Source organism: Zoogloea sp., from assembly GCF_028693495.1.
Lineage (GTDB): Bacteria > Pseudomonadota > Gammaproteobacteria > Burkholderiales > Rhodocyclaceae > Zoogloea.
In genome coordinates this window covers 1-24,522 of record NZ_JAQUVG010000004.1, presented here as the reverse complement: position 1 = coordinate 24,522, position 24,522 = coordinate 1, and the positions used below count along the sequence as shown (strand labels likewise).

Here is a 24,522-nt window from a genome sequence, read left to right as displayed (position 1 = left end):
AGTGCTCAGGCCAGTCTGGCCTTGCAGGCCTTGGCACATTCAGCACAGCTTTCCATGCACTCACGGCAGGCCTTGTGCTTGTCCGCATGCTTTTTGCATTCAGCTTCACAGGCCTTGCACACATCCACGCACAGGGCGGCCAGCTGGGGCGCAAAACGGGATTCCGCACCGGCCAGGGTGATCAGGGCACGGCAGGAGGCCAGCATTTCCCGGACGCTGGTTGCACAGGCAGCCATCGCCTTGTCTCCCTCGCCAAGTAGCATGATGCAGTGGGTCAGGCAGATTTCACCCTTCTCGATGCAGATGCCGGCGGTGTCGAGTACGGCCTGCCAGGGATGGGTGCCTTCGTGGTGATGGTGGTGCGCGTGGTCGGCTGCGGCCTTGGCCGTGCTCGCCATCATCAGGGCGCCAGTGGCGAAAAGGGCGTCACGTCTGTTCATCGGGATGTGGTCTCCTGAGTGGTGGTGTCGGAAGTGGTGACCGCCTTGTCGATGCGGCGGGCTTCTTCCTCAGAGATGTACTCGAAAACGCGGATCACTTTCTGTACCCCGGAAGTGGTACGGGCGACCTCCGTGGCCGCGTTGCCTTCCTTCTCGGTGACCAGGCCGAGCAGATGGACCGTGCCGGCCTCGGTGGTCACCTTCACATGCTGGATCCGGAAGTCCTTCTGGTCCACGAAGCGGGCCTTGACCTTGGAGCTGATGTAGCTGTCGTTGCTGCGGGCGGACAGGCTGCTGGTAGGGGCCACCCGCAGCTCATTGACCACCTCCTTTACGTTGTCCACGGTCCGCGCGATGCGCTCCGCCTCGGCGCGGCTTTCCTCGTTGAAAGCCTCCCCGGTCAGGAGCAGCTTGCGGTTGAAGGCGGTGGTGTTCACGTGCACCCGGTCGCCCAGCTTCTCGCTGATCCAGCGGGAGGCTTTCCACTCGATGCTTTCGTCCTCCACGTAGGCGCCGGAGCTGCGCCGGTCGGAGGCCATGGCGACAGCCATGCCGGTGCCACCCACGATGACGGGGATGCACCCCTGTACTGCGGCCAGGGTCCCGATGGCGAGGGCGAACCAGGTCAGGGGTTTGCGCAAGGGTTTCATTCTTCGACTCCGAGAAAGAGGCAATCGATGCCGTCGCACAGGCAGTGCAGGGTGAGCAGGTGGACTTCCTGAATCCGTGCCGTGCGGTCGGCGGGAACGCAGAGGTGGATGTCGTCGGGGCCGAGCAGATCGGCCATCAGGCCACCGCCCTTGCCGGTCAGGGCCACCACCCGCATCTCGCGCTCATGGGCCGCATGGACCGCTTCGATCACGTTGGGGGAGTTGCCGCTGGTGGAGATGGCCAGCAGCACGTCGCCGGGCTGGCCGAGGGCGCGTACCTGCTTGGAGAAGATCTGGCTGAAATCGTAGTCGTTGCCGATGGAGGTCAGGGTGGAGCTGTCGGTGGTCAGCGCAATGGCCGCCAGGGGCGGGCGCTCCAGCTCGAAGCGGTTGAGCAGCTCGGCGGAGAAGTGCTGGGCATCGGCCGCGGAGCCCCCGTTGCCGCAGGCCAGGATCTTGCCGTTGGCCATCAGGCAGTGGGTCATGGCTTCAATGGCTGCGGCGATGGGCTCGGCCATGAATTCGAGGGCGCCCAGCTTGGTCTGGGCACTGTCGGTGAACTGCTGGGCAATGCGGGCTACGAGATCCATGGATGGCTCCGGGTGAAGTGGCCGGAATTCTATCATCCGCGCCCGCCCATGCCGGCGCTGGGGAGACATCCCCTTACAAACCCAGCAGCACGTCGATGCGCAGGCGTTTCCAGGGGTTGGGATGGTCGGTCAGCGCGGCGATCCGGCCGCTCACCGGGGTGCCCTGGTCCATGGCCAGAGCCACCAGGCGGTTCTCTGCCCGGGGCAGATAACCGAGCTTGTGTCCCCGCCATTCCACCCGGATCGCCCGTGGGTCGTGGGGGTTGTCCGGTTCCCGGATTAGCGCCAGGCGGTCGCCCGCACGCATCTCCTCCCACAGGATCTTGCCGCCGTAGTACTGGAAGCCCGCCAGGGGCGAGTTCTGGAGCAGGATTCCCACGTGTTGGGCGAGGGCCGGCGCGCCCTGCAGGAGACTCAGGCACAGCAGGGCTGCCGGTATGGACAGCGCGCTAGCTGGCATCGAAGGCCCCGCGGATCCATTCAATGCGGTCCTGCTCCAGGCGGTCCAGCAGCACTGCGTCGAAGCGGCACGGCGCCTGGGCGAAGCGGCGGCCCGGGCCGAGGAGCCAGTACTGGGCGGCGAGGATGATCCGGCGCTGCTTGGCGACGGTGATGCTGGCGGCGGCACCCCCGAAGTCACGGTTGCTGCGCAGCCGAACCTCCACGAAGACCAGGCTGCCCCGGTCGCCGGCAATCAGGTCCACCTCGCCGCCGCGGCACCTGACGTTGCGGGCCAGGAGGGTCAGGCCGTGGCGGACCAGATATTCGGCGGCCAGGGCCTCGGCGGCAGCTCCCCGGCGCAGGTGTTCGGCTTGCGCCGGGGGGGCGTCGTCGCCACAATCGGGCTCCCCCGCCATTTCCCGGCTCCGCTGCCATGCATTCCGCCCTTTCCGAACCGTCATCACCGTCTCCCCTTGCCAAGACACCGTCATTGTATGTGGTGGCAACGCCGCTGGGTAACCTGCAGGACATGAGCCTGCGGGCGCTGGCGATACTCAAGGCAGTGGACGCGGTTGCCTGCGAGGACACCCGTCACAGTCAGCGCCTGCTGGATGCCTTCGGGATCAAGACCCGGCTGGTTGCCCTTCATGAGCACAACGAGCAGGAGGCCGCAGGGCAGGTGATCCGGATGCTGGAGGAGGGCCGACAGGTGGCCCTGATCACCGACGCGGGAACCCCGGCCGTGTCCGATCCGGGTGCCCGGGCGGTGGCGCGGGTTCAGGATGCCGGCTTTCCGGTGGTGCCGGTGCCGGGGGCCAGTGCCGTCGTGACGGCGCTGTCTGCCTCCGGTCTGGCGGATGGCGCCTTCCACTTCCATGGCTTCCTGCCCACCAGGAGCACGGCCCGGCGGGCAACCCTGGAGAGCCTGCGCAGCGTGCCCGGCACCCTGGCGTTCTATGAGGCGCCCCACCGGATCGCCGAAACCCTCGACGACCTGGTTGCGGTGCTGGAGCCGACCCGCCAGATCGTGGTGGCCCGGGAACTGACCAAGATGTTCGAGCAGATCGTCCGCATGCCGCTGGGCGATGCGCCGGCCTGGCTCGCGGCCGATCCGAACCGGGCGAGGGGCGAATTCGTGGTGCTGATATCGGCAGCGCCACCGCTGGAGGGCCTGTCTCCCGAGACCGAGCGGGTGCTCGGCCTGCTGCTGGCAGAGCTGCCGGTGAAGCAGGCGGCGAAGCTGGCCGCCGCCATTACCGGCGCGTCGAAAAACGCCCTGTACGAACGGGCGCTGGCACTCCGGGCGGGCTGATTTGCTCTGTTGCGGGCGGGTTCCAGACCGGTGCGGGGTCCTCAGTGGGAGAGGATCTTGGCCAGGAACTGGCGGGCCCGCTCGGAGCGGGGGGCCCCGAAGAAGGCGTCTGTGGCGTTATCCTCGACGATCCGGCCCTGGTCCATGAAGATCACCCGGCTGGCCACCTTGCGGGCAAAGCCCATCTCGTGGGTCACGCACATCATGGTCATGCCTTCCTGGGCCAGTTCGACCATCACGTCCAGCACCTCGTTGATCATCTCCGGGTCGAGGGCTGAAGTGGGTTCGTCGAAGAGCATGCAGATCGGGTCCATCGCCAGGGCGCGGGCGATGGCGACGCGCTGCTGCTGGCCGCCGGACAGCTGGCCTGGGAACTTGTGGGCGTGGGCCTTGAGACCAACCCGGTCGAGGAGCCTGAGGCCCTTGTCGGTGGCCTCCTCCTTGCTGCGGCCGAGGACCTTGACCTGGGCGATGGTCAGGTTGTCGGTGATGCTCATGTGGGGGAACAGCTCGAAGTGCTGGAACACCATGCCCACCCGGCTGCGCAAGCGGGAGAGATTGGTCTTCGGGTCGCCCACCGAAATGCCGTCCACCGTGATGGTGCCGGACTGGAAAGGCTCCAGACCATTGACGCACTTGATGAGAGTGGACTTGCCGCTGCCCGAGGGGCCGCAGACGACGATCACTTCGCCCTTCCTGACCTGGGTGGTGCAGTCGGTGAGGACCTGGAAGCTGCCGTAGTGTTTGGAAACCTTGTCGATGGAGATCATGTTGCGTTCTGGGGGTTAATGGGCCACGTGGGCGTTGAGTTTTTTCTGGTAGCGGCGGACCAGCTGGGAGGCCGCAAGGCACAGGACGAAATAGACGGCGCCGGCAAACAGCAGCAGTTCCACCAGGCGGCCGTCCCGGTCGCCCACCTTGTAGGCGGTACCGAAGAAATCGGCCAGCGCGGACACATAGACCAGGGAGGTGTCCTGGAACAGCACGATGGCCTGGGTCAGCAGCAGGGGCACCATGTTGCGGAAGGCCTGGGGCAGCACCACCAGACGCATGCTCTGGGCGTAGGTCATGCCGAGGGCAGAGGCCGCGGCCACCTGACCCGCAGGCACCGACTGGATGCCGGCGCGGATAATCTCCGAGTAGTAGGCTGACTCGAACAGGGCGAAGCCGATCATCGCCGAGGTCAGGCGCACGTCGGTGTTCGGATCCAGAGCGAAGACGCTGCGCAGCAGCTGCGGCACGATCAGGAAGAACCACAGCAGCACCATCACCAGCGGGATGGCCCGGAACAGGTTGACGTAGCCAGCGGCAAACCAGGACAGGGGCTTGAGCGGCGACAGGCGCATCATCGCCAGGGCGGTCCCCCAGGCGATGCCGAAGATCACGGCGGTGAGGGTGATCTCCAGCGACACCTTCATGCCTTCCCACAGGAAGGGCAGGGCGCCGGGGATGGATGACCAGTCGAATTCGTACATTTCACTTGCCTCCCAGGTAGCCCGGCACCCGGGTCCGGTTCTCGACGACGCGCATCAGGCTCATCACGACCACGTTGATCAGCAGATAGAACACCGTGACGGCGATGAAGGATTCGTAGGGCTGGGCGGTGTAGTCCACCAGCTGCCGGCCCTGGGCCGCCAGTTCCAGCAGACCGATGGTGGAGCAGACCGCCGAGTTCTTGAAAATGTTCAGGAACTCCGAGGTCAGCGGTGGCACCACCAGCCGGAAGGCCATGGGCAGCAGCACGTGGCGATAGGTCTGGGGCAGGGTGAAGCCGAGGGCGAGGCCGGCATTTTTCTGGCCCTGGGGCAGTGCGTTGATACCCGAGCGGACCTGCTCGCAGACCCGGGCGCTGGTGAAGAAGCCGAGACAGACCATTGCCGACAGGAACTGCTGGGTGACCGGGTCGAGATCCTGCTTGAACCAGGTGCCGAGCTTTACCGGCAGCAACTCGGGCAGCACGAAGTACCAGATGAAGAGCTGGACCAGCAGCGGGATGTTACGGAAGAGCTCCACATAGCCGGCGGCGATGGCGGAGAGCCATCTGTTGGGCACGGTGCGCAGCACGCCGATCAGGCTGCCCAGGGCGAGGGCCATGACCCAGGCCGACAGGGACAGGGCTACCGTCACCTGCAGGCCGGACAGCATCCAGCCCAGGTAGGTGCTGCCGTCACCGGCGGCGGCAGGTGTGAGGAAGACCCCCCAGTTCCATTGGTAACTCATGGTTGTTCCTTGCGAAGGGTGAATCGGCGGGCGGACGCCGCGAGGACAGGCATGTCCGCTCCTGCCGCACGACAGTTCATGCACATCCGCTGGGCTCCTGTCCTGCTGGCGGCCCGGATCAGGTTAACGGATGCAAGGATACGGGCCTTCCGGAGCTTCATGCCATGGGCCGTCATCCCGTCGTACTTGTCGTCGTGCTTGGCCAGCCGGGCTGGTAAAATGACGACATCTGCCTTTCGCTACGGAATGCCCGCCATGAACCTGACCCTCACCCGCCCCGACGACTGGCACCTGCACGTGCGCGATGGCGCCGCCCTGGCGGCCGTGGTGCCTGACACGGCCCGACGCTTCGGCCGGGCGCTGATCATGCCCAACCTCAAGCCGCCGGTCACCACGGTGGCCCAGGCAGAAGCCTATCGGGCGCGCATCCTGGCGGCGGTGCCGGACGGTCTCAAGTTCGATCCGTTGATGTCGCTTTACCTGACCGACAGCCTCAGCCCCGAGGAGATCGATGTGGCCGCTGCCAGCGGCTTCGTCGTTGCCGCCAAGCTCTATCCCGCCGGCGCGACAACCAACTCGGACGCGGGCGTCACCGACATCGCCCGGATTCATCCTGTCCTCGAACGGATGGCCGAGAAGGGCCTGACCCTGTGTGTTCATGGAGAAGTGACCCACGCTGAGGTGGATATCTTTGACCGCGAGCGTGTCTTCATCGATCACGTGCTGGCCCCGCTTGCCGCGCGCTACCCAAGCCTGCGCATCGTCTTCGAGCACATCACCACCGCCGAGGCAGCGCAGTTCGTGACGGAGGCCGGGCCGAACGTGGGTGCCACCATCACCGCCCACCACCTGCTCCTCAACCGCAACGCCATCTTCGCCGGCGGCATCCGTCCCCACCACTACTGTCTGCCCGTGCTCAAGCGCGAAACCCATCGGGAAGCCCTGGTCAAGGTGGCCACCTCGGGCAACCCGAAGTTCTTCCTGGGCACCGATTCGGCGCCCCACGCCAAGACCACCAAGGAAGCCGCCTGCGGCTGTGCCGGCTGCTACACCGCCCATGCGGGGATCGAGCTGTATGCGGAAGCCTTCGAGCAGGCAGGTGCCCTGGACAAGCTGGAGGCCTTTGCCAGCTTCAACGGCCCCGATTTCTACCGCCTGCCCCGCAATCCCGACACCATCACCCTGGTCAAGGAAGACTGGCAGGTTCCCGCGGGCATCGATTACCTGCCTGGCGATCCCCTGGTTCCCCTGCGGGCTGGCGAGACCATCGCCTGGAAGCTGGCCTGATGTCTTCTGCCCTCCGTTGAACGATGCACCCCATTTTCCGTAAAACTGTCCTGATCCTGGCCGTTCCCCTGCTGGCTGCCTGCGAATATGAAGGTGCGGCCTACATCGTCAATGGCAACAAGGACGAGAACATCAGCCTCATCCGGGAACAGCGCTGGTTCTGGAGCAGCGAGGTGGAGCAGGCCATCGTGGTGGCCCGCCTGCCCGAATGCCAGCGCCGCCACGAGATCCGTCCCGGTACGGCGGGGAGCGTGAAGATGGAGGTCTTCGAGGCCGGCACCCGTCTGTGGGCCCTCAAGCAGGGCAGGCACTGGTATCTGGCCAGTACCGAGGCGTGCCAGTTCCAGCGCTGGCCCGATCCTCCCGAGGAGCCTCCCGGTGCCCTGGTGGGGACCTTCAGCCGCAAGAACGACCTGCTGGAGTTCCTGCCGGCGGAGGAGGGAAGCCCCGCCCGCCGGATTCGGGATTCCGGGGAGTAAGCCCTGCCCGGCGCCCCCTTTTGGGGGCCGTTTCCCCCCATGCTGCCACCCGCCGCCTACGCCCAGCGTCCCCTCTTCGAGCCTCTTGCCACCTTGCTCGCCCGGTGTCCGTCCGGGATTCCGGACGCCGGGGCGCTGACCGCCCTGCTGCGGAGCGTTGCACCCCAGGCCGTCAGCGGCTCCGGCCATCCCCTGGGTTTCGTCCTGCCGCCAGCGGACCTGGAGGGTTACGAGGACCACATCGACGCCACCGGGGAGGTGCCCACCCGCCCCGGCGACTGGCACGACTTCTTCAACGCCCTGGCCTGGTGCTGCTGGCCCCGGACCAAGGCCGCCTGCAATGCTCTGCACCTCCAGGAAATCGCCCGCCGGAGGGCGGCTGGCCTGTCTGGCCGGGGGCCGCTGCGGGACGCCCTCACCCAGTTCGACGAATGCGGTGTGCTGGTCGTCTCCGCCGACCCCGACCTCCCCGCCCTGCTGGTCGCCCATGCCTGGGAGGAGGTCTTCTGGCGCCAACGCCAACGCCTCCTGGACAGCACCCGCTTCCTCATCTTCGGCCACGCCAGCTGGGATCAGCTCCGCACCCCCTTCGTCGGGCTGTGCGCCAAGGCCTTGTACCGGGTGGTGGAGCCTGCCTGGCTGCAACTGTCCGTGGCGGAGCAACTGGCTGAGGCCGATGCCTGGCTGGCCCGCCGCCTCACCAGTCAGCCCTTCGGCAAGACCGATCTGGCGCCGCTGCCCCTGCTTGGCGTGCCGGGGGTGACGCCGGACAGCGAGGACCCTGCCTACTACCGGGACACCCGCCAGTTTCGTCCCCGACGGTGATCGGCAAGGGGGATCGTGAGCTTGCTGTGACCTGAGGGCCGATTTGGCGGAAAATAACGGACCCGCTGGATGGCTGACGGGCTTGGCCCCGTTGTGCCGACACCAAATCCTTCCTTCAGGAACCGATCATGTTGCAGAAATCTTCCGCCTTTGCCGGCGTTCAGGGCCCCGTTGTCGTCATCGTGATGGATGGCTACGGGATTCCGAAGACCGATGTGGGCAGCGCCATCGCCGCCGCCCGCAAACCCACCCTCGACCGCCTGTTCGCCCTGCATCCGCACATCTCCCTGCGCGCCCACGGCACCGCGGTGGGCATGCCCTCCGACGACGACATGGGCAACTCCGAAGTCGGCCACAATGCCATCGGGGCAGGGCAGGTCTATAGCCAGGGCGCTGCCCTGGTGGCCAACGCCATCGCCGACGGCGCCCTCTGGAACGGGGAGGCCTGGCAGGAGATCGTGGCCGGGGCCAGGGCCGGCCGCGGCGTGCTGCACTTCATCGGCCTGTTCTCCGACGGCAACGTGCACAGCCACATCGACCACCTCAAGGCGATGGTCGTCCGGGCCAAGGCCGAAGGCGTGCCCACCGTGCGCATCCACGCCCTGCTGGACGGGCGCGACGTGCCCGAGACCAGCGCCCTCGATTACGTGGTGCCCTTCGAAGCCTTCCTGGCCGAACTCAGTACCGACGGCTTCGATGCCCGCATCGCCTCCGGCGGCGGCCGCCAGTACATCACCATGGACCGCTACGATGCCAACTGGCCCATGGTGGAAAAGGGCTGGAAGGTCCACGTGCTGGGGGAGGGGCCCCAGTTCGCCAACGCCACCGAGGCCGTCAATGGCCTCCGCCAGAAGCACCCGGGCACCATCGACCAGGACCTGCCCGAATTCGTCATCGCCGATGGCGGCATCCCCATCGGCACCATCGAGGACGGCGATGCGGTGGTCTTCTTCAACTTCCGCGGCGACCGGGCCATCGAGATCACCCGCGCCTTTGTCGACGAGCAGTTCAGCGCGTTCGACCGGGTCCGCCATCCCCGGGTCACCTTCGCCGGCATGCTTCAGTACGACGGCGACCTGCAACTGCCCAAGCGCTTCCTGGTGGCCCCTCCCGCCATCACCGATACCTCCGGCGAATGGTTCAGCAAGATGGGCCTGGCCCAGTTCGCCTGCTCCGAAACCCAGAAATTCGGCCACGTCACCTACTTCTGGAACGGCAACCGTTCCGGCAAGTTCGAAGGCGAAACCTGGGAGGAAGTCCCCAGCGACGTGGTGCCCTTCGAGCAGCGCCCCTGGATGAAGGCCGCCGAAATCGCCGACGCCATGATCGCTGCCCTCCGCTCGGGCAAGTACCGGGTCCTGCGCTGCAACTTCGCCAACGGCGACATGGTGGGCCACACCGGCAACTTCCGCGCCGCCACCATGGCCATCGAAGCCCTCGACCTGGCCCTCGGCCGCCTGCTGGATGCGGTGGAGGCGGCCGGCGGCGTCGCCCTCATCACCGCCGACCACGGCAATGCCGACGAGATGTTCGAGCTGGACAAGAAGACCAGGCAGCCCGCCCTCAATCAGGATGGCTCCTACAAGGCCAAGACCGCCCACACCCTCAATCCGGTTCCTCTGATCCTCCACGACACCGTGACCGGCGGCAAGCTGGCCCTGCGCCAGACCCCCACCGCGGGGCTGTCCAACATCGCCGCCACCGTGGCCAACCTGCTCGGGCTGGAAAAGCACGACAAATGGGACGACAGCGTCCTGGAAGTGAAGTAAGGCCCAGTGATCCGCCGGGGTGGCCGTCTGCTGGAGGCGGGCCTCCCCCGGACAGATCCGGGCATCCGCCGGGTCATGAACGGACAAGGGGGCCGGAGCCCCCTTGCAGCGCATCGTCCTGGTGGGACGCGAGCGTGACGGTCAGCGGTTCTTGAAGTCCGGTTTGCGCTTTTCGACGAAGGCGGCCATGCCTTCCTTCTGGTCTTCAAGGGCGAAGGCCGAGTGGAAGACGCGGCGCTCGAAGAGCAGGCCTTCCTGGAGGCTGGATTCGTAGGCGCGGTTGACCGACTCCTTGATCATCATGACGACGGGCAGGGAGAAGCCGGCAATGGTCCCGGCGGCCTTGAGGGCTTCGTCGAGGAGTTGGTCGGCGGGGATCACCCGGGCCACGAGGCCGGATTTCTCGGCTTCGGCGGCGTCCATCATGCGGGCAGTGAGGCACAGGTCCATGGCCTTGGCCTTGCCCACGGCACGGGGCAGGCGCTGGGTGCCGCCGGCGCCGGGCAGGATGCCCAGCTTGACTTCGGGCTGGCCGAACTTGGCGGTGTCGGCGGCGAAGATCATGTCGCAGCTCATGGCCAGTTCGCAGCCGCCGCCCAGGGCAAAGCCGGCCACGGCGGCGATGATGGGCTTGCGACAGGTCTTGACCCGTTCCCAGTTGCGGGTGATGTAGTCGCCCTTGTAGGCGTCCATGTAGCTGAAGGTGGCCATTGCACCAATGTCGGCGCCGGCCGCGAAGGCTTTCTCGGAGCCCGTGATGACGACGCAGCCGATGTTCTCGTCGGCCTCGAAGACATCGAGGGCGGCGCCCAGCTCATCGATCAGTTCGTCATTGAGGGCGTTGAGGGCCTTGGGGCGGTTGAGGGTGACGAGGCCGACCTTGCCGCGGGTCTCGACGAGGATGTTCTTGTAGTCCATGCGTTCTCCTGTTGCGCTTGTTATTGAATGGCCCCGGCACGGCGCAGGGCGTCCACTTCGGTGGGGCTGAAGCCCCAGTCGGCGAGGACGTCGGCTCCGCTGGCGCCGGGGGTCGGCGGGCGGGGCGTGTCTGGCGTGCTGCGGCTGAAGCGGGGGGCCGGGGCGGGCTGGACGATGCCGCCCACCTCGATGAAAGTGCCGCGGGCCTGATTGTGCGGATGTTTCGGCGCTTCGTCCATGTCCAGTACGGGGGCGACGCAGGCATCCGTTCCTTCCAGCAGGGCGCACCACTCATCCCGGGTACGGGTTTCCAGATGCAGGGCCAGGCGGCTCCGCAGTTCGGGCCACTGGGATCTGTTCCACTGGGCCTGGAAATCCGGATCCGTGATGCCTGCCTTTTCCAGGAACAGGGCGTAGAACTGGGGTTCGATGGGGCCGATGGAAATGTATCTGCCGTCGGCGCAGCGGTAGGTATCGTAGAAGTGGGCGCCGCCGTCCAGCAGGTTGCTACCCCGTGCCTGCTGCCACTGGCCCATGGCCTTGAGGGTGTACATCATGGTCATGAGCAGGGCCGAGCCGTCGGTCATGGCAGCGTCCACCACTTGGCCCTGGCCGGAGTGACGGGCCTCGGTGAGGGCGGCCAGCACTCCCACTACCAGCAGCATGGCGCCACCACCGCAGTCGGCCACCAGGTTGAGGGGCACCACGGGCTTGCGGCCGGGCTCGCCGATCGCGTGGAGGGCCCCGGAGAGGGACAGGTAGTTGATGTCGTGGCCGGCAGACTGGGCCAGGGGGCCGTGTTGGCCCCAGCCGGTCATGCGGCCGTAGACGAGGCGGGGGTTGGCGGCGAGGCCTTCGTCGGGGCCGAGGCCAAGGCGCTCCATGACGCCGGGGCGAAAGCCCTCCAGGAGGATGTCGGCACCGGCCACCAGGCGGCGGGCGGTGTCGAGGCCTTCGGGCTTCTTGAGGTCGAGGCTGACCACCCGGCGGCTGCGATTGAGGATGTCGATCTGCGGATCGAAGAGTTCGGCGCCGGGCTTGGCGCCCGGGGCGAGCTTGCGCTCGATGCGCACCACCTCGGCGCCCAGGTCGGCCAGGATCATGGCCGCCATCGGGCAGGGGCCGAGGGCGGCAAATTCAATGATTTTCACGCCATGCAGGGGTCCCACGCGGTTTCCTTCCGTTGTTGTTTTCCAGGCTGTAAAGGCAGGCAGGCCGATGGCGCGACGGGGAAGCCCTGCGTCGCGTCATCGGCCTGCCTGGTTGTCTGACCGCTGGGTCAGGCGGCGATGCTGCGGCCGATCACCAGCCGCTGGATGTCGTTGGCACCTTCGTAGATCTGGGTGATGCGGACGTCGCGGAAGATGCGTTCCACCGGGGTCTCATCGGTGTAGCCGCAGCCGCCGTGGATCTGGATGGCGGCGGAGCAGACCTTCTCGGCCATTTCGGAAGCGAACATCTTGGCCATCGAGGCTTCGACGAGGCAGGGCTTGCCCGCATCCTTGAGGGTGGCCGCACGCCACACCATCAGGCGGGCGGCGTCCAGCTGGGTGGCCATGTCGGCGAGGCGGAAGTTGACCGCCTGGTGCTCGATGATGGGCACGCCGAAGGTCACCCGGTCCTTGGCGTAGGCCACGGCGGCCTCGTAGGCGGCGCGGGCCATGCCCACGGATTGGGCGGCGATGCCGATGCGGCCGGCTTCCAGGTTGGAGAGGGCGATCTTGTAGCCTTCGCCTTCCTTGCCCAAGAGGGCGGTGGCGGGAACGCGGCAGTTGTCGAAAACGATCTGGCAGGTGTCGGAGGCGTGCTGCCCCATCTTCTGCTCGATGCGGGCGACGGTGTAGCCGGGGGTGCTGGTGGGCACCAGGAAGCAGGAGATGCCCTTCTTGCCGGCGGCCTTGTCGGTGACGGCGAAGACGATGGCCACGTCGGCGTACTTGCCGGTGGTGATGTAGTGCTTGACGCCGTTGATGACGTAGTGGTCACCGTCGCGGTCGGCGCGGGTGGTGATGGCCGCCGCGTCGGAGCCGGTGTGGGGCTCGGTCAGGCAGAAGCAGCCGAGCTTTTCGCCACGGGCGAGGGGCTTGAGCCATTCTTCCTTCTGGGCGTCGGTGCCGTACTTGTTGGTGATGCCGCAGGGCAGTGAGTTTTGCACGCTGACGATGGTGGAGGTGGCACCGTCGCCGGCGGCGATCTCTTCCAGGGCCAGCACGAGGCTCATGTAGTCCATGCCAGCGCCGCCCCATTCTTCGGGCACGCACATGCCCAGGGCGCCGAGCTCGCCGAGCTCCTTGAGGGCCTGGGCCGGGAAGGTGCTGTTGCGGTCCCATTCCGCAGCGAAGGGCGCGAGGCGCTCCTGGGCGAAGGCGCGGAGGGAGTCGCGGATCATTTCCTGTTCTTGGGTGAGGATCATGGTGTGGGTTTCCTTAGAGCATTTCCACGGCGAGGGCCGTGGCTTCGCCGCCGCCGATGCACAGGCTGGCGATGCCGCGCTTGCCGCCGGTTTTCTTCAGGGCGCCGAGCAGGGTGACGAGGATGCGGGCGCCGGAGGCGCCGATGGGGTGGCCCAGCGCGCAGGCCCCGCCGTGGATGTTCACCTTGGCGTGGTCGAGCTTCAGATCATGGATGGCGGCCATGGTGACGACGGCGAAGGCTTCGTTGATTTCCCACAGGTCCACGTCGGCGGTGGTCCAGCCGGTCTTGGCGAGCAGCTTCTGCATGGCGCCGACCGGGGCAGTGGCAAACAGGTTGGGCTGGTGGGCGTGGGTGGTGTGGCCGACGATCTTGGCGATCGGCGTGAGGCCCTTGGTGGCGGCGGTGGAGGCGCGCATCAGCACCAGCGCGGCGGCGCCATCGGAGATGGAGCTGGAGTTGGCCGGGGTCACGGTGCCATCCTTGCGGAAGGCCGGCTTGAGGGTGGGGATCTTGTCGAGGTTGGCTTTGGGCGGCTGCTCGTCGCTGGCGATCGTCACGTCACCCTTGCGGCCGGCGACGGTCACGGGGGTGATTTCCCACTCGAAGGAGCCGTCCTTGATGGCGGCCTGGGCGCGGGTCAGGGAGGCGATGGCGTAGGCGTCCTGCTGCTCGCGGGTGAAGTTGTAGAGGCCGGCGCAGTCCTCGGCGAAGGTGCCCATCAGGCGACCCTTCTCGTAGGCATCCTCGAGGCCGTCGAGGAACATGTGGTCCATCACCTGGCCATGGCCCAGGCGGTAGCCGCCGCGGGCCTTGGGCAGCAGGTAGGGGGCGTTGGACATGGACTCCATGCCGCCGGCGATCATCACGTCGTTGGTGCCGGCCAGCAGCAGGTCATTGGCCAGCATGGTGGCCTTCATGCCGGAGCCGCACATCTTGTTGACGGTGGTACAGCCGGCGGACAGGGGCAGGCCGCCGCCCAGGGCCGCCTGGCGGGCCGGGGCCTGGCCCTGGCCAGCGGGCAGCACGCAGCCGAAGATGATTTCCTCGACGGTCTCGGCGGAGATGCCGGCGCGCTCGACGGCGGCCTTGATGGCGACGGCGCCGAGCTGGGCCGCGGTGAGGCTGTTGAAATCACCCTGGAAGCCACCCATCGGGGTGCGGACAGCGGAAACGATGACGATCGGGTCGTTGGTGTGGGTCATTCGGCAAATCCTTTAAGGTCGGTGAAGAGTGAGGTGTGAGGAGTGAGGAGGGGCCGGAGCGGGCGTAAAGGGCGACACGCGTCCCGCGCGGCCTCCTTGCTCCTCTCCCCTCACTCCTTACCGGATCAATTACTTGGCGGCCATGCGGATGGCGCCGTCGAGGCGGATCACTTCGCCGTTCAGGTAGGCGTTGCCGAAGATGTGCTCGACCAGCGCGGCGAACTCGGCCGGCTTGCCCATGCGGGCGGGGAAGGGCACGGTCTTGCCCAGGGCATCCTGCACTTCGGCGGGCATGCCCAGCAGCATCGGGGTTTCCATGATGCCCGGGGCGATGGTCATCACGCGGATGCCGGAGCGGCTCAGTTCGCGGGCGATGGGCAGGGTCATGGCGACCACACCACCCTTCGATGCGGCATAGCCGGCCTGGCCGAGCTGGCCGTCGAAGGCTGCCACCGAGGCGGTGCTGACGATCACGCCGCGCTCACCGCCGGCATTGGGCTCGTTCTTGCTCATGATGGCCGCAGCCAGGCGGATCATGTTGAAGCTGCCCACCAGGTTGATGTTGATGGTGCGGGCGAAGGACTCGAGCTTGTGCGGGCCTTCCCTGCCGACCACCTTTTCGGCGGGGGCCACGCCGGCACAGTTGACCAGGCCGCGCAGGGTGCCCAGTTCGGTGGCGGCGGCAAAGGCGGCCTGGGCGCTGTCTTCACTGGTCACGTCGGTGGCAACGAAACGGGCATTGGCACCCAGTTCGGCTGCCAAAGCTTCGCCGGCTTCCTTGTTGACGTCGGCAAGAACGACCTTGCCGCCCTTGGCGACGATCATGCGGGCGGTTGCTGCACCCAGGCCGGAGCCTCCTCCGGTGACCACGAAAACATTGTTGCTGATGTCCATCAGGTGCTCTCCTCTTTGTTGTCCTTGATGCGCCCGGGTGGGCGCACTGTGCTATCAAGTTTAGGCAAGCCGGTGGCGCGGCTCCATGTCTAAATCGCTCAATCTGGGTGGTAGAATTTGCCATAACTGCCTGGTCCTGCTGCAGCCCTCTCCCTCATGCCTCCGTCCTCCCGCTTCCACCCCGGTGCCGCCACTGACAAGGGTACCATTGCGATGGCCTTCGTCCAGGAAGCCCTTGCCGGTGTGCGTGCGCAGGGGATCGACGGGGATGCGCTGCTGGCCCAGGCGGGCATCTCGCCGGAGCTGCTCCAGGCGCCCCAGGCCCGGGTCTCGTCGACCCATTACGGCACCTTGTGGCATGCCATTGCCCAGACCATGGACGACGAGTTCTTCGGCATGGACAGCCATCGGATGAAGGCCGGCAGCTTCACCCTGCTGTGCCACAGCGTGATTCATTGCGACACCCTGGAGCGGGCCCTGCGGCGGGCCCTGCGTTTCTTTCGGCTGGTCCTGGACGATTTCGAAGGGGTGCTGCTGCGGGAAGGGGAAATGGCCCGGGTGGTGCTCGCGGAGCGGCTGCCCGGTCCGCGGCGGGCCTTCGCCTACGGCACCTTCCTGATCATTCTTCACGGGCTCGCCTGCTGGCTGATCAGCCGGCGGATTCCCTTGCACCATGCGACCTTCCGTTGTGCCGAGCCGGACTACAGCGCTGAATGGCGGGTGTTGTTTTCGCCGGATCTGCGCTTTGACCAGATGGAAACCGAGATCGCCTTCCCGGCGGAGTACCTGGACATGGCCAATGTCCAGAACGAGCGCACGATGAAGGTCTTCCTGCGCAGTGCGCCGGCCAATTTCCTGGTCAAGTACCGCAACAGCGATGGCCTGGTGGCGCGCATCCGCCGTCAGTTGCGGGATATCCCGCCTGATACCTGGCCCGCTTTCGAAACCCTGGCGCAGCAGCTGCATTTTTCCCCGTCCACCTTGCGCCGGCATCTGACAGACGAGGGACAGTCTTACCAGACCATCAAGGATGCGCTGCGTCTGGACCTGGCCATCAGCCAGCTCAGCCACTCGGACAAGTCCGTGCTCGATATTGCGCTGGATCTGGGGTTCGCCGAAGCGAGTGCCTTTCACCGGGCTTTCAAGAAATGGACTGGAGCCCGACCGGGAGAGTACCGGCGGGCTCTGGGCGGGCAATAACGCCCACCTGCGCGGAGACCGTCATGGCAGCCGATAGCCTTCAGGATACCCCGCTTCACCGCCGGCGCTTTCCGCTGCACCTGCATATCTCGTCCTTGTTTTTCCTGTTGCTGCTGGTCGCGGGTGGCAGCATCGCCTGGCTGTCCTATGCCCGCAGTGCGGACATGCTGGAGCGGGCGGCGGGCGACCTGATGGTGCGCATCGTCCGCCAGACGGCCGCGGAGACCGAGGCCCTGCTTCAGCCGGTGGGGTCGGCGATGGGGCTGCTGGCCCTGCAGCCCCTGACCCGGGCCGGCACCCTGGAGGCGCGCTGGACCAGTCTGCCCCTGCTGCGGGAGGTGCTGGCGGGGTCACCCTCCGTCAGCTCGTGCTACGTGGGCTACGACAACGGGGACTTCTTCCTGCTGATGCGCTTCGTCAGCGACGAGGACCGTCGCCAGCTGGGGGCGCCTGCAGATTCCGCCTATGTGGTCCAGAGCATTGCGGGGGAGGATGGTCGCTTCGTTTTTCTGGACGCTGCACTGGAGGTGCTCGCCACGGACCGGCGTGCGGACTATGCCCGGAACTATGATCCGCGGCAGCGGGACTGGTACCGGCTTGCGCAGGCGCAGGCGGGGGCGGTCCAGACGGCCCCTTATCTGTTTGCGGCCACCCGCAAGCCCGGGGTGACGATTGCCCGGCAGGCGTCGGGAGGGCATGCGGTGGTAGGGGCCGACATCCGCCTGGCGACCCTGGACGAGACCCTGGATGCCCAGCGCATCACCCCGGGCTCCCGGCTGGTGCTGTTCGATGGGGCGCAGCAGGTCATTGCCTATTCGGAGAGGGGCTGGTTGCACGGGGATGAGAACGACCGGGTGTCCCGCCCCCGGGTGGATGCGCTGGAGGCAGGCCTGCTGGCGGGGTTGCTGCGCCCAGGGGTGAAGTCGGGAGAGGGACTGTACGCCTTCACTGGGGCTGGCCGGGCGTGGCGGGGGGCGGTTGTGCCCCTGCCCGTGCTCGGTAACGGTCCCATCCATCTGGGGGTGGCGGTGCCCGACGCGGAGTTCCTCGTGGAGGCAAGGGCGATCCGGGACCGCTCCATCCTGATCACCCTGGCGGTGATCCTGCTGGCGCTGCCCTTGAGCTATCTGGCGGCGCGCCTGGTGTCCCGTCCCATCCGTGAGCTGGCCGGGGCGGCTGCGGCGATCCGCCGTTTCGATTTTTCCAGTTCGGTGTCCACCCGTTCGGTGGTGCGGGAAGTGGACGATCTGGCCGAGGATCTTGCGTCCATGAAGGGGGCGATCCGGCGTTTTCTCGACATTGCCTCGGTGATGGCGGCGGAAACCGATTTCGGGCGTCTGCTGGCCCGGGTGGTGGATGAAACCGTGGGCGTGCTGGGTGCCCGGGCCGGTGTCCTCTTCCTGACCCGGGACGGGGAGGAGGGGCTGGAGGCGATGGCCTTGCGTAATGCTCATGGGGAAAGCCTGCCCCTGGAGGGGCTACCTGCAGGGGGGGCGGTGGGTAGCCTGGTGGCACCTGGCCAGCGTTCCGGTGTCGTCCAGATCTCCGGGGAAGGCTCGCCCTGGCGTTCGCTGTTGGGTGCCCTGGAGAGCGACCGGATGGCCTGCCTGGCGTTGCCGCTGCAGGATCGTGAAGGCATGCGGCTGGGGATGCTGGTGCTGTGGTTCGAGAGTCCCCCGGAGGAGGACAAGATCCGTTTTGCCGAAGCCTTGTCGGGCTCGGCCGCGGTGTCCCTGGAGACCCGTGCCCTGATCGAGGCCCGCAAGGAGCTCTTCGAGAGTTTTGTGCGCCTGATTGCAGGAGCGATTGATGCCAAGAGCCGCTATACCGGCGGCCATTGTGCCCGGGTGCCGGTGCTGGCCCAGTTGCTGGCCGAGGCGGCGTGCGCCGCCACGGAGGGGCCTTACACGGGGTTTCAGATGAGTGAGGATGACCGGGAGGCGCTCCATCTGGCCTCCTGGCTGCATGATTGTGGCAAGGTGACGACACCGGAGTTCGTGGTGGACAAGGCCACCAAGCTGGAGACCCTGTACGACCGGATCCACGAGATCCGGACCCGCTTCGAAGTCCTCAAGCGGGATGCGGAAGTGGCGTGTTGGCGCCGGATCGCGGAAGGGGCTGTCCGGGAGGAGGCGCTGGCCGCCCTGGCGCAGGAGTGGCGTGTCCTGGATGAGGAGTTTGCCTTCGTGGCGGCCTGCAACCTGGGCAGCGAGCAGATGGACCCTGCCGCCGAGGCCCGCCTGCGCCGGATCGCAGCGCGTACCTGGCTGCGGACGCTGGACGACCGGTTGGGGGTGTCACCGGAGGAGCGCCTCCGGAAGGGCGATGCCCCGTCCTTGCCGGTGCTGGAGACGGTGCTGGCGGATAAGCCGGAGCACCGGATTGCCCGTGAAGAGGGGGATCGGATCCTTCCGGACAACCCCTGGGGGTTCCGGATGCCTGTGCCCGAACTCCTGTATCACCGGGGGGAGTTGCGCAACCTGACCATTCCCCGGGGCACCCTGGGGGAAGAGGAGCGCTTCAAGATCAACGAGCACATCATCCAGACCATCCGGATGCTGGACGAGTTGCCCTTTCCCCGTCACCTGAGGGCCGTTCCTGAGATAGCTGGAGGGCACCACGAGCGGATGGACGGGGGCGGTTATCCCCGGGGGCTGGGGGCGGCCCAGATGAGTCCTCTGGCGCGAATGATGGCGATTGCCGATGTCTTCGAGGCCCTGACCGCGGTGGATCGGCCCTACAAGCGGGGCAAGACCCTGTCGGAGGCGGTGGGGATCATGGCCCGGATGCGCGACAACGGTCACATCGACCCGGATTTGTTTGCGCTCTTTGTGCGCTCCGGGGTCTGCCGGGCTTACGCCGAGCGTTTCATGGATCCGGCGGCGGTGGATGAAGTGGACCTCGCGGCGCTGGGCCTGGCTTGAGCGTTCCGCTCAGCCGGCCAGGCCGCTGATCATCAGGCTGCCGAGCCAGCCCGAGGCCACCAGGCCCGCCGGAAAGAGCAGCCGTGTACGCAGGCCATAGGCACGGCACTCCACCCTCCTGTGGAATGCCCATCCGCCCAGCAGGCTGAGCAGGATGGCCAGCATGATCCCGAATGCATTGAGGGTCGGACTGCTCGGGAAGAGGCTGACAAAAACCGCATTGACCAGCAGGCAGAGGGGGAAGTGCACCAGGAACACGGAATAGGAGATCCGGCTCAGTCCGGTCAGGGGCTTCGGGATGGGCAGCCGGTGGAGCAGCCCTGTGTGCCGGCCGAGACCCAGGATCAGCATCACGCCCAGGGCGATGGCGAGGCGGAGGCGGAAGTCGAGGACCAGGGCCGAGAGCGCCAGCAGGGTCAGCCCGAGGAGCCAGAGCTGTGCGTGGCGCTGGCCGGCAGCCCACCAGGCCAGTATGCCGAGGCCGAAGGCGCCAAAGAAGTAGAAGGCGGATTCGTCCCACCAGGCATCCCGGTTGAAGCCGAACAGGGAGGCTCCGGTCATGATCCCCAGAAGGGCCAGGGCCAGGGGCCTGGCGTGGGCGCGCAGGGGGGCGATGCGGCCCGGGAGCCAGATCAGCAGCGTGGCCAGGGTAAACAGCTGGAAGTCGATGGCCACGTACCAGACGCCGGCGGACAGGGCTTCTTCATCCAGCAGGTTGTGCAGTAGCAGCACATGGGCCAGCAACTGGCCAGGCGCGGGGGGCGCGGAGAGGCTGCGGTGTTCCATGCCCAGGCTGGCGAGGCCATTGCAGGCGATCGCCAGGAGCAGGGCCGCCGAGTAGGGCACCACGAGCCGGGTATAACGCTGGAGCAGGGCCGCCATGGGCTGGATCGTCTGCCGGGCGTGGGCCTCCTTGCCCAGGTACCTGGCGCCGAACAGAAAGCCGGAAACCACCAGGAAGACCTGGACCGCCATCCGGCCGTAGTCGTTGAACCAGGCGATGAGGCCGGGCATCAGGGGCGCGGCGATGTCGGTCATCGGGCCATAGAAGGCCAGGTGATGGAGGACGATGGAAAGGCAGGCGAAGGCTTTGAGGGCGTCCACCAGGGGCATTCGGGAAGCGTCGGGGGGCATGGGCGGCTCGGGACAAAGAAGGTCGCCGGTGGTGCGGAGCCGGCCGGCGAGGACCGTGTTCTAACGCCAGAGACGCCCGGACGGATGACACGCAGCCAAAAGAAAATGCAAAAACGCCCTGCGACCCGGGACGGGCGGCAGGGCGTCGGGGGAAGCGGGGAAGGTCAGCTCTTGACGGCTTCGACGACGATGGACAGCTTCACCTCGTCGCCCACATAGGGGGCGTATTTGCCTGCATTGAACTCGCTGCGCTTGATGGTGGCCGTGGCGTTGGCACCGCAGGCGTCCTTCTTGTGCATCGGGTGGGGCATGCAGTGGAAGTGGGTGACGGTCAGGGTGACCGGCTTGGTGATGCCCTTGATCGTCAGGTTGCCTTCAATGGTGCTCGGCTTGTCGCCATCGAAATTCACCTTGGTGGATTTGTAGGTGATGGTCTTGTACTTGGCGGTGTCGAAGAAGTCCTCACCCTGAATGTGCTGGTTAAATAGGCTGGAACCGGTATTCACGGAGGTGGCGTCGATGGTCACATCCACGGAGCCGGTCTTGGCGGCCCGGTCGAGGGTGATGGCGCCGGTGGTCTTGTCGAAGCCGGACTGCTGCAGGGAGTAGCCGAAGTGGTTGTATTCGAAGCGGGGGAAGGTGTGGCTGTTGTCCAGGCTGTAGGTTTCCGGCGCGGCGAAGGCTGCGGTGGACAGGCCGGCGGTGAGGGCGAGGGCGATGAGCTTCTTCATGGGTTTACTCCGTTTTGATCATGAGACTGGGGGTTGGGGGTGAACTGTGAGCTCACTTCTTGGCCGGGCCGGCGTTGGCGACGACCCGGAATTTGATTTCGATTTCGTTGGCGACGGCTGACACATCGGCCCAGGGGCCTTCACCGATGCCGTAGTCCATGCGCTTGAGCACGAATCCGCCGTCAAAGACGCCGCCGCTGCCTTCCTGCTTGAAGGTGAAGGGGGCGACCACGTCCCGGGTCTGGCCCTTGACGGTCATCTTGCCCAGAGCTTCGAAGCGGTTGTTGCCCAGGGCGCGGACACCGGTGGAGACGAACCGGGCCGTGGGATGGGCCTTGACGTTGAACCACTGCTTGCCGACTACTTCATCGTTGGCCTCCCTGGAGCCCGCATCGATGCTGGCCAGATCGATTTCGAGGGTGGTGCTGGCAGCCGTCGGCCTGGCGGGATCAAAGGCGATGCTGGCATTGAAGCGCTTGAAACTGCCGGGCACCGGGACGCCCATCTGCTTGGACGTGAAGGCGAGGCTGCTCCGGGTGGCATCCACCTGGTTGTATTCGATGGCCTGGGCGGTGCCGGTCAGCAGCAGACCGCTGGCGGCCAGGGCGAGGGAAGCGGTACGGAAGGGCATGGGTTTCTCCTGAAGGGTTTATTGACCGAAGGGCAGCATGCGGCGCAGGGTGCCGTCCTTGTCAAGGATCTGGTGTTTGAGGGCGCCAGCCACATGCAGGCCGACCAGGGCCAGCAGGGCGAAGTTGAGCAGCTTGTGGGCTTGCAGGAAGAAGTCACCCAGGCCTTGATCCTTGCCCATCAGGTCGGGAATGGGCAGGACACCAAAATACACCACCTGGAAGCCTTTGGCCGAGCTCATCAGCCAGCCGCTCAAGGGCACCAGTACCATCAGCAGGTAGAGCAGGTGGTGGGTGCTCTCGGCGATCCGGTGCTGCCAGGCGGGCATCGGCAGGGGTGCGGGCGGGCGATGGGTGATGCGCCACAGGAGGCGCGGCAGGAACAGCAGCAGCACGGTCATGCCGATCCATTTGTGGTACGAGTAGAGTTTGAGCTTGTCGGGGGACAGGGGCAGGTCCTGCATGTAAACGCCCAGGGGAAAAGCCACCAGGATCAGGACGGCCATGATCCAGTGGGCGGCCATGGCCGGGCCGGTGTAGCGGGGTGAGGGTGCAGGCATGGTCAGTGTTCCGGGTGAAAGGGGGTTGGGCTGGCGTCCTGCCAGAGATAGGCGTCCATTGCCAGACCACCCTGGATGAATTCGGGTTCCAGGCGCAGGGGGGTTTCTTCCGGATCCGCGGCGCCGAGGGCGACGAAGAGGGGCAGCAGGTGTTCCTCGCTGGGGTGGGCGGCGGCGCCGTGGGGGGCCTGGTGGCGATAGTCCAGGAGGATCTCCCGGTCGCCCCGGGCCAGTGTTGCCCCAGTCCAGTCGGAGAACATCCTGGCCTGTGGGAGGGGCGCGCTGTCCTCGCCCCAGGTCAGCCAGGCAAAGTTGTGGGTGATGGCACCGGAAGCGAGGATCAGGATGCCTTCTTCCCGAAGGGCGCGCAGGGCCTGTCCGATCCTGAAATGCCACCCGGGGCCCGCAAAGGGCTGGAGGGCCAGTTGCAGGACCGGGATGTCTGCATCCGGGAACATGGCCTTGAGGGGAATCCAGGCGCCATGGTCCAGCCCCCGGTGCGGGCTTTCCTCGCAGGGAAGACCGGCAGAGTGCAGCAGATCCGCTACCCGGGCTGCCAGCGTGGGGGCGCCGGGGGCAGGATAGTGCATGCTGTAGAGGGCAGGGGGGAAACCGCCGAAATCGTGGATGGTTTCCGGAGTGGCCGCGGTGCTGACCAGGGGCATCCGGGCTGCCCAGTGGGCCGAAATGACCAGAATGGCTCGGGGGCGCGGCAGCGCTGCGCCCAGCTGTTTCCAGAGAGCAACGCTGGCGCCCCCCTTGAGAAGGATGTCGGGGGCGCCGTGGGAGAGGAAGAGTACAGGGTGTCGGAGGGACATGCCGGTTTCCTTACTGGAATTGGCCACACTGTAGGCTTTTCATTTGGGTGGAAAAACCCTTAAATTGAAAACTTTTTGTTGCGGAAATTGAAACAATGGATCGCTTGCAAGGGATGGAGGTCTTCATTCGCGTGGCTGAGGCAGGGAGCTTTGCCGCGGTTGCGGATCATCTGGGGGTGGCCCGTTCCGCCGTGACGCGGATGATTGCCAGTCTGGAAGCGCATCTTGGAGTGAAGCTGATCGCCCGCAGTACCCGCAGTCTGCGGCTGACTGCGGAAGGGGAGGTGTACCTGGAGCGCTGCCGGGAAATTCTGGATCTGGTCAGTGCAGCCGAAGGGGATTTGTCCGGCGGAGACCGGATCCCGCGCGGCTCGATCCGCCTGAGCGTGCCGGTGAGCTTCGGCATACGCCACCTGGCGCCCCTGGTGGCCGAGTTCGTGCGGGCCTGGCCGGAGGTCAGCCTGGACGTGGATTACAACGACCGTCAGGTGAGCCTGATCGAAAATGGCCTGGACATGGCGATCCGGATCACCTCCCAGCTGGATCCGACTCAGGTGGCCCGGCGCATCTGTTCGTCCCGCCTGCTGACCCTGGCCTCTCCTGATTATCTGGCGCTCCACGGCCGGCCCCAGGTGCCGGCGGATCTGACGGGGCATCACTGCCTGGGCTATACCGGTACCGCCCGGTCGGCCTGGCCCTACCGGGTAGAAGGGGAGGTGCAGTGGGTTCCGGTGCAGGGCCGTCTCCACGCCAATAGTGGGGATGCGCTTATGGATGCCTGCCAGCGGGGCTTGGGGATTGCCCGTCAGCCCAGTTTTCTGGCTGCTCCGGCGATTCGGGAAGGCGTGCTGGAAGTGCTGCTGGTGGACTATCCGAGCCCTGAGCTGGGAATCTATGCGGTTTTCCCGAGCAACCGCTATCTGCCGACCCGTGTGCGGGCGCTGGCGGACTATCTGGCCGGGCGGATCGGTCCCGTTCCCTACTGGGACGAGGGCTTGCCCTGAAACAACGGAGCCTGTCCTTAAAAAACTGGCGGTGGGCCAGGTGTGCCCCTAAGATGGCAACGCGTTTCCGCCTGAAGGCA

26 protein-coding genes are annotated in these 24,522 nt (G+C 66.4%); 8 read left to right on the top strand and 18 right to left on the bottom strand.

Features of this window, described 5'->3' with window-relative positions:
- Positions 1-5 precede the first annotated feature (5 nt).
- The 5 genes from PHD22_RS01360 to PHD22_RS01340 form a co-directional block, all read right to left on the bottom strand.
- On the bottom strand, positions 6-440 hold the full coding sequence (locus PHD22_RS01360) for a four-helix bundle copper-binding protein (RefSeq protein WP_299861177.1): 435 nt from the start codon (positions 438-440) through the stop codon (positions 6-8).
- Entirely contained in the window at positions 437-1,090 is a 654-nt protein-coding gene (locus PHD22_RS01355; RefSeq protein ID WP_299861174.1) for a BON domain-containing protein, read from the bottom strand. The genes PHD22_RS01360 and PHD22_RS01355 overlap by 4 nt, the downstream gene beginning before the upstream one ends.
- Positions 1,087-1,680, bottom strand: coding sequence for a phosphoheptose isomerase (locus PHD22_RS01350; protein WP_299861171.1), 594 nt, complete (start codon positions 1,678-1,680; stop codon positions 1,087-1,089). Before PHD22_RS01350 ends, PHD22_RS01355 begins: the two co-directional genes overlap by 4 nt.
- A 73-nt stretch (positions 1,681-1,753) precedes the next feature.
- On the bottom strand, positions 1,754-2,140 hold the full coding sequence (locus PHD22_RS01345) for an HIRAN domain-containing protein (RefSeq protein ID WP_299861168.1): 387 nt from the start codon (positions 2,138-2,140) through the stop codon (positions 1,754-1,756).
- Entirely contained in the window at positions 2,130-2,537 is a 408-nt protein-coding gene (locus PHD22_RS01340; protein ID WP_299861165.1) for a YraN family protein, read from the bottom strand. The genes PHD22_RS01345 and PHD22_RS01340 overlap by 11 nt, the downstream gene beginning before the upstream one ends.
- A gap of 17 nt (positions 2,538-2,554) precedes the next feature.
- Here PHD22_RS01340 and rsmI point away from each other — a divergent pair, with 17 nt between their 5' ends.
- Positions 2,555-3,433 (top strand): 16S rRNA (cytidine(1402)-2'-O)-methyltransferase, encoded by an 879-nt coding sequence (rsmI, locus tag PHD22_RS01335; RefSeq protein WP_299861162.1) that lies wholly within the window; start codon positions 2,555-2,557, stop codon positions 3,431-3,433.
- Positions 3,434-3,474: 41 nt separating this feature from the next.
- Here rsmI and PHD22_RS01330 read toward each other — a convergent pair whose 3' ends face one another.
- From PHD22_RS01330 to PHD22_RS01320, 3 genes are read right to left on the bottom strand one after another with little or no spacing between them, the layout of a single operon-like run.
- Complete coding sequence (locus PHD22_RS01330; RefSeq protein WP_299861160.1) at positions 3,475-4,203, bottom strand: amino acid ABC transporter ATP-binding protein; 729 nt, start codon at positions 4,201-4,203, stop codon at positions 3,475-3,477.
- Positions 4,204-4,218: 15 nt separating this feature from the next.
- A complete protein-coding gene (gene gltK, locus PHD22_RS01325) occupies positions 4,219-4,908 on the bottom strand; it encodes a glutamate/aspartate ABC transporter permease GltK (protein ID WP_299861158.1) in 690 nt (229 codons plus the stop codon).
- A gap of 1 nt (position 4,909) precedes the next feature.
- On the bottom strand, positions 4,910-5,653 hold the full coding sequence (locus PHD22_RS01320) for an amino acid ABC transporter permease (protein ID WP_299861155.1): 744 nt from the start codon (positions 5,651-5,653) through the stop codon (positions 4,910-4,912).
- A gap of 255 nt (positions 5,654-5,908) precedes the next feature.
- Between PHD22_RS01320 and pyrC the strand changes: the two genes are divergently transcribed.
- The 4 genes from pyrC (at position 5,909) to gpmI (ending at position 10,013) form a co-directional block, all read left to right on the top strand.
- Positions 5,909-6,940: a dihydroorotase gene (pyrC, locus tag PHD22_RS01315; protein ID WP_299861152.1), complete on the top strand. Its 1,032-nt coding sequence runs from the start codon at positions 5,909-5,911 to the stop codon at positions 6,938-6,940.
- Positions 6,941-6,963: 23 nt separating this feature from the next.
- Positions 6,964-7,419, top strand: a complete 456-nt coding sequence (locus PHD22_RS01310) for a hypothetical protein (RefSeq protein ID WP_299861149.1) — start codon at positions 6,964-6,966, stop codon at positions 7,417-7,419.
- A gap of 39 nt (positions 7,420-7,458) precedes the next feature.
- The gene (locus PHD22_RS01305) at positions 7,459-8,244 is read left to right on the top strand and encodes a DUF3025 domain-containing protein (protein ID WP_299861146.1); all 786 of its coding nucleotides are present in this window, start codon (positions 7,459-7,461) and stop codon (positions 8,242-8,244) included.
- Positions 8,245-8,372: 128 nt separating this feature from the next.
- Positions 8,373-10,013, top strand: coding sequence for a 2,3-bisphosphoglycerate-independent phosphoglycerate mutase (gene gpmI / locus PHD22_RS01300; protein ID WP_299861143.1), 1,641 nt, complete (start codon positions 8,373-8,375; stop codon positions 10,011-10,013).
- A 141-nt stretch (positions 10,014-10,154) separates the two neighbouring features.
- Here the strand turns inward: gpmI and PHD22_RS01295 are convergent, their stop codons facing one another.
- The 5 genes from PHD22_RS01295 to PHD22_RS01275 form a co-directional block, all read right to left on the bottom strand.
- Positions 10,155-10,931 (bottom strand): enoyl-CoA hydratase, encoded by a 777-nt coding sequence (locus tag PHD22_RS01295; RefSeq protein WP_299861140.1) that lies wholly within the window; start codon positions 10,929-10,931, stop codon positions 10,155-10,157.
- A gap of 20 nt (positions 10,932-10,951) precedes the next feature.
- Positions 10,952-12,082: a CaiB/BaiF CoA-transferase family protein gene (locus PHD22_RS01290; RefSeq protein ID WP_299861137.1), complete on the bottom strand. Its 1,131-nt coding sequence runs from the start codon at positions 12,080-12,082 to the stop codon at positions 10,952-10,954.
- Positions 12,083-12,210: 128 nt separating this feature from the next.
- A complete protein-coding gene (locus PHD22_RS01285) occupies positions 12,211-13,344 on the bottom strand; it encodes an acyl-CoA dehydrogenase family protein (protein WP_299861135.1) in 1,134 nt (377 codons plus the stop codon).
- 13 nt (positions 13,345-13,357) lie between these two features.
- Entirely contained in the window at positions 13,358-14,548 is a 1,191-nt protein-coding gene (locus PHD22_RS01280; protein ID WP_299861132.1) for an acetyl-CoA C-acetyltransferase, read from the bottom strand.
- Between the two features lie 129 nt (positions 14,549-14,677).
- Positions 14,678-15,442 carry a 3-hydroxyacyl-CoA dehydrogenase gene (locus PHD22_RS01275; protein ID WP_299861129.1) on the bottom strand — a complete coding sequence of 255 codons (765 nt, stop codon included), beginning with the start codon at positions 15,440-15,442 and terminating at the stop codon, positions 14,678-14,680.
- 156 nt (positions 15,443-15,598) lie between these two features.
- Between PHD22_RS01275 and PHD22_RS01270 the strand changes: the two genes are divergently transcribed.
- Positions 15,599-16,642 carry an AraC family transcriptional regulator gene (locus PHD22_RS01270; protein ID WP_299861126.1) on the top strand — a complete coding sequence of 348 codons (1,044 nt, stop codon included), beginning with the start codon at positions 15,599-15,601 and terminating at the stop codon, positions 16,640-16,642.
- 23 nt (positions 16,643-16,665) lie between these two features.
- Positions 16,666-19,566 carry an HD domain-containing phosphohydrolase gene (locus PHD22_RS01265; RefSeq protein ID WP_299861123.1) on the top strand — a complete coding sequence of 967 codons (2,901 nt, stop codon included), beginning with the start codon at positions 16,666-16,668 and terminating at the stop codon, positions 19,564-19,566.
- A 9-nt stretch (positions 19,567-19,575) separates the two neighbouring features.
- Here the strand turns inward: PHD22_RS01265 and PHD22_RS01260 are convergent, their stop codons facing one another.
- The 5 genes from PHD22_RS01260 to PHD22_RS01240 all read right to left on the bottom strand — a co-directional run bounded on the left by PHD22_RS01260 (position 19,576) and on the right by PHD22_RS01240 (position 23,438).
- Positions 19,576-20,700 (bottom strand): acyltransferase, encoded by a 1,125-nt coding sequence (locus PHD22_RS01260; protein ID WP_299861120.1) that lies wholly within the window; start codon positions 20,698-20,700, stop codon positions 19,576-19,578.
- Between the two features lie 164 nt (positions 20,701-20,864).
- Positions 20,865-21,431: a YceI family protein gene (locus PHD22_RS01255; protein ID WP_299861117.1), complete on the bottom strand. Its 567-nt coding sequence runs from the start codon at positions 21,429-21,431 to the stop codon at positions 20,865-20,867.
- Between the two features lie 52 nt (positions 21,432-21,483).
- Positions 21,484-22,062: a YceI family protein gene (locus PHD22_RS01250; RefSeq protein WP_299861114.1), complete on the bottom strand. Its 579-nt coding sequence runs from the start codon at positions 22,060-22,062 to the stop codon at positions 21,484-21,486.
- Between the two features lie 18 nt (positions 22,063-22,080).
- A complete protein-coding gene (locus PHD22_RS01245) occupies positions 22,081-22,620 on the bottom strand; it encodes a cytochrome b (protein WP_299861111.1) in 540 nt (179 codons plus the stop codon).
- A gap of 2 nt (positions 22,621-22,622) precedes the next feature.
- Positions 22,623-23,438 (bottom strand): class III extradiol ring-cleavage dioxygenase, encoded by an 816-nt coding sequence (locus tag PHD22_RS01240; protein ID WP_299861106.1) that lies wholly within the window; start codon positions 23,436-23,438, stop codon positions 22,623-22,625.
- Between the two features lie 95 nt (positions 23,439-23,533).
- On the opposite strand from PHD22_RS01240, the gene PHD22_RS01235 reads away from it, so the two are divergent.
- On the top strand, positions 23,534-24,442 hold the full coding sequence (locus PHD22_RS01235) for a LysR family transcriptional regulator (protein ID WP_299861103.1): 909 nt from the start codon (positions 23,534-23,536) through the stop codon (positions 24,440-24,442).
- The last annotated feature ends 80 nt before the right edge of the window (positions 24,443-24,522 follow it).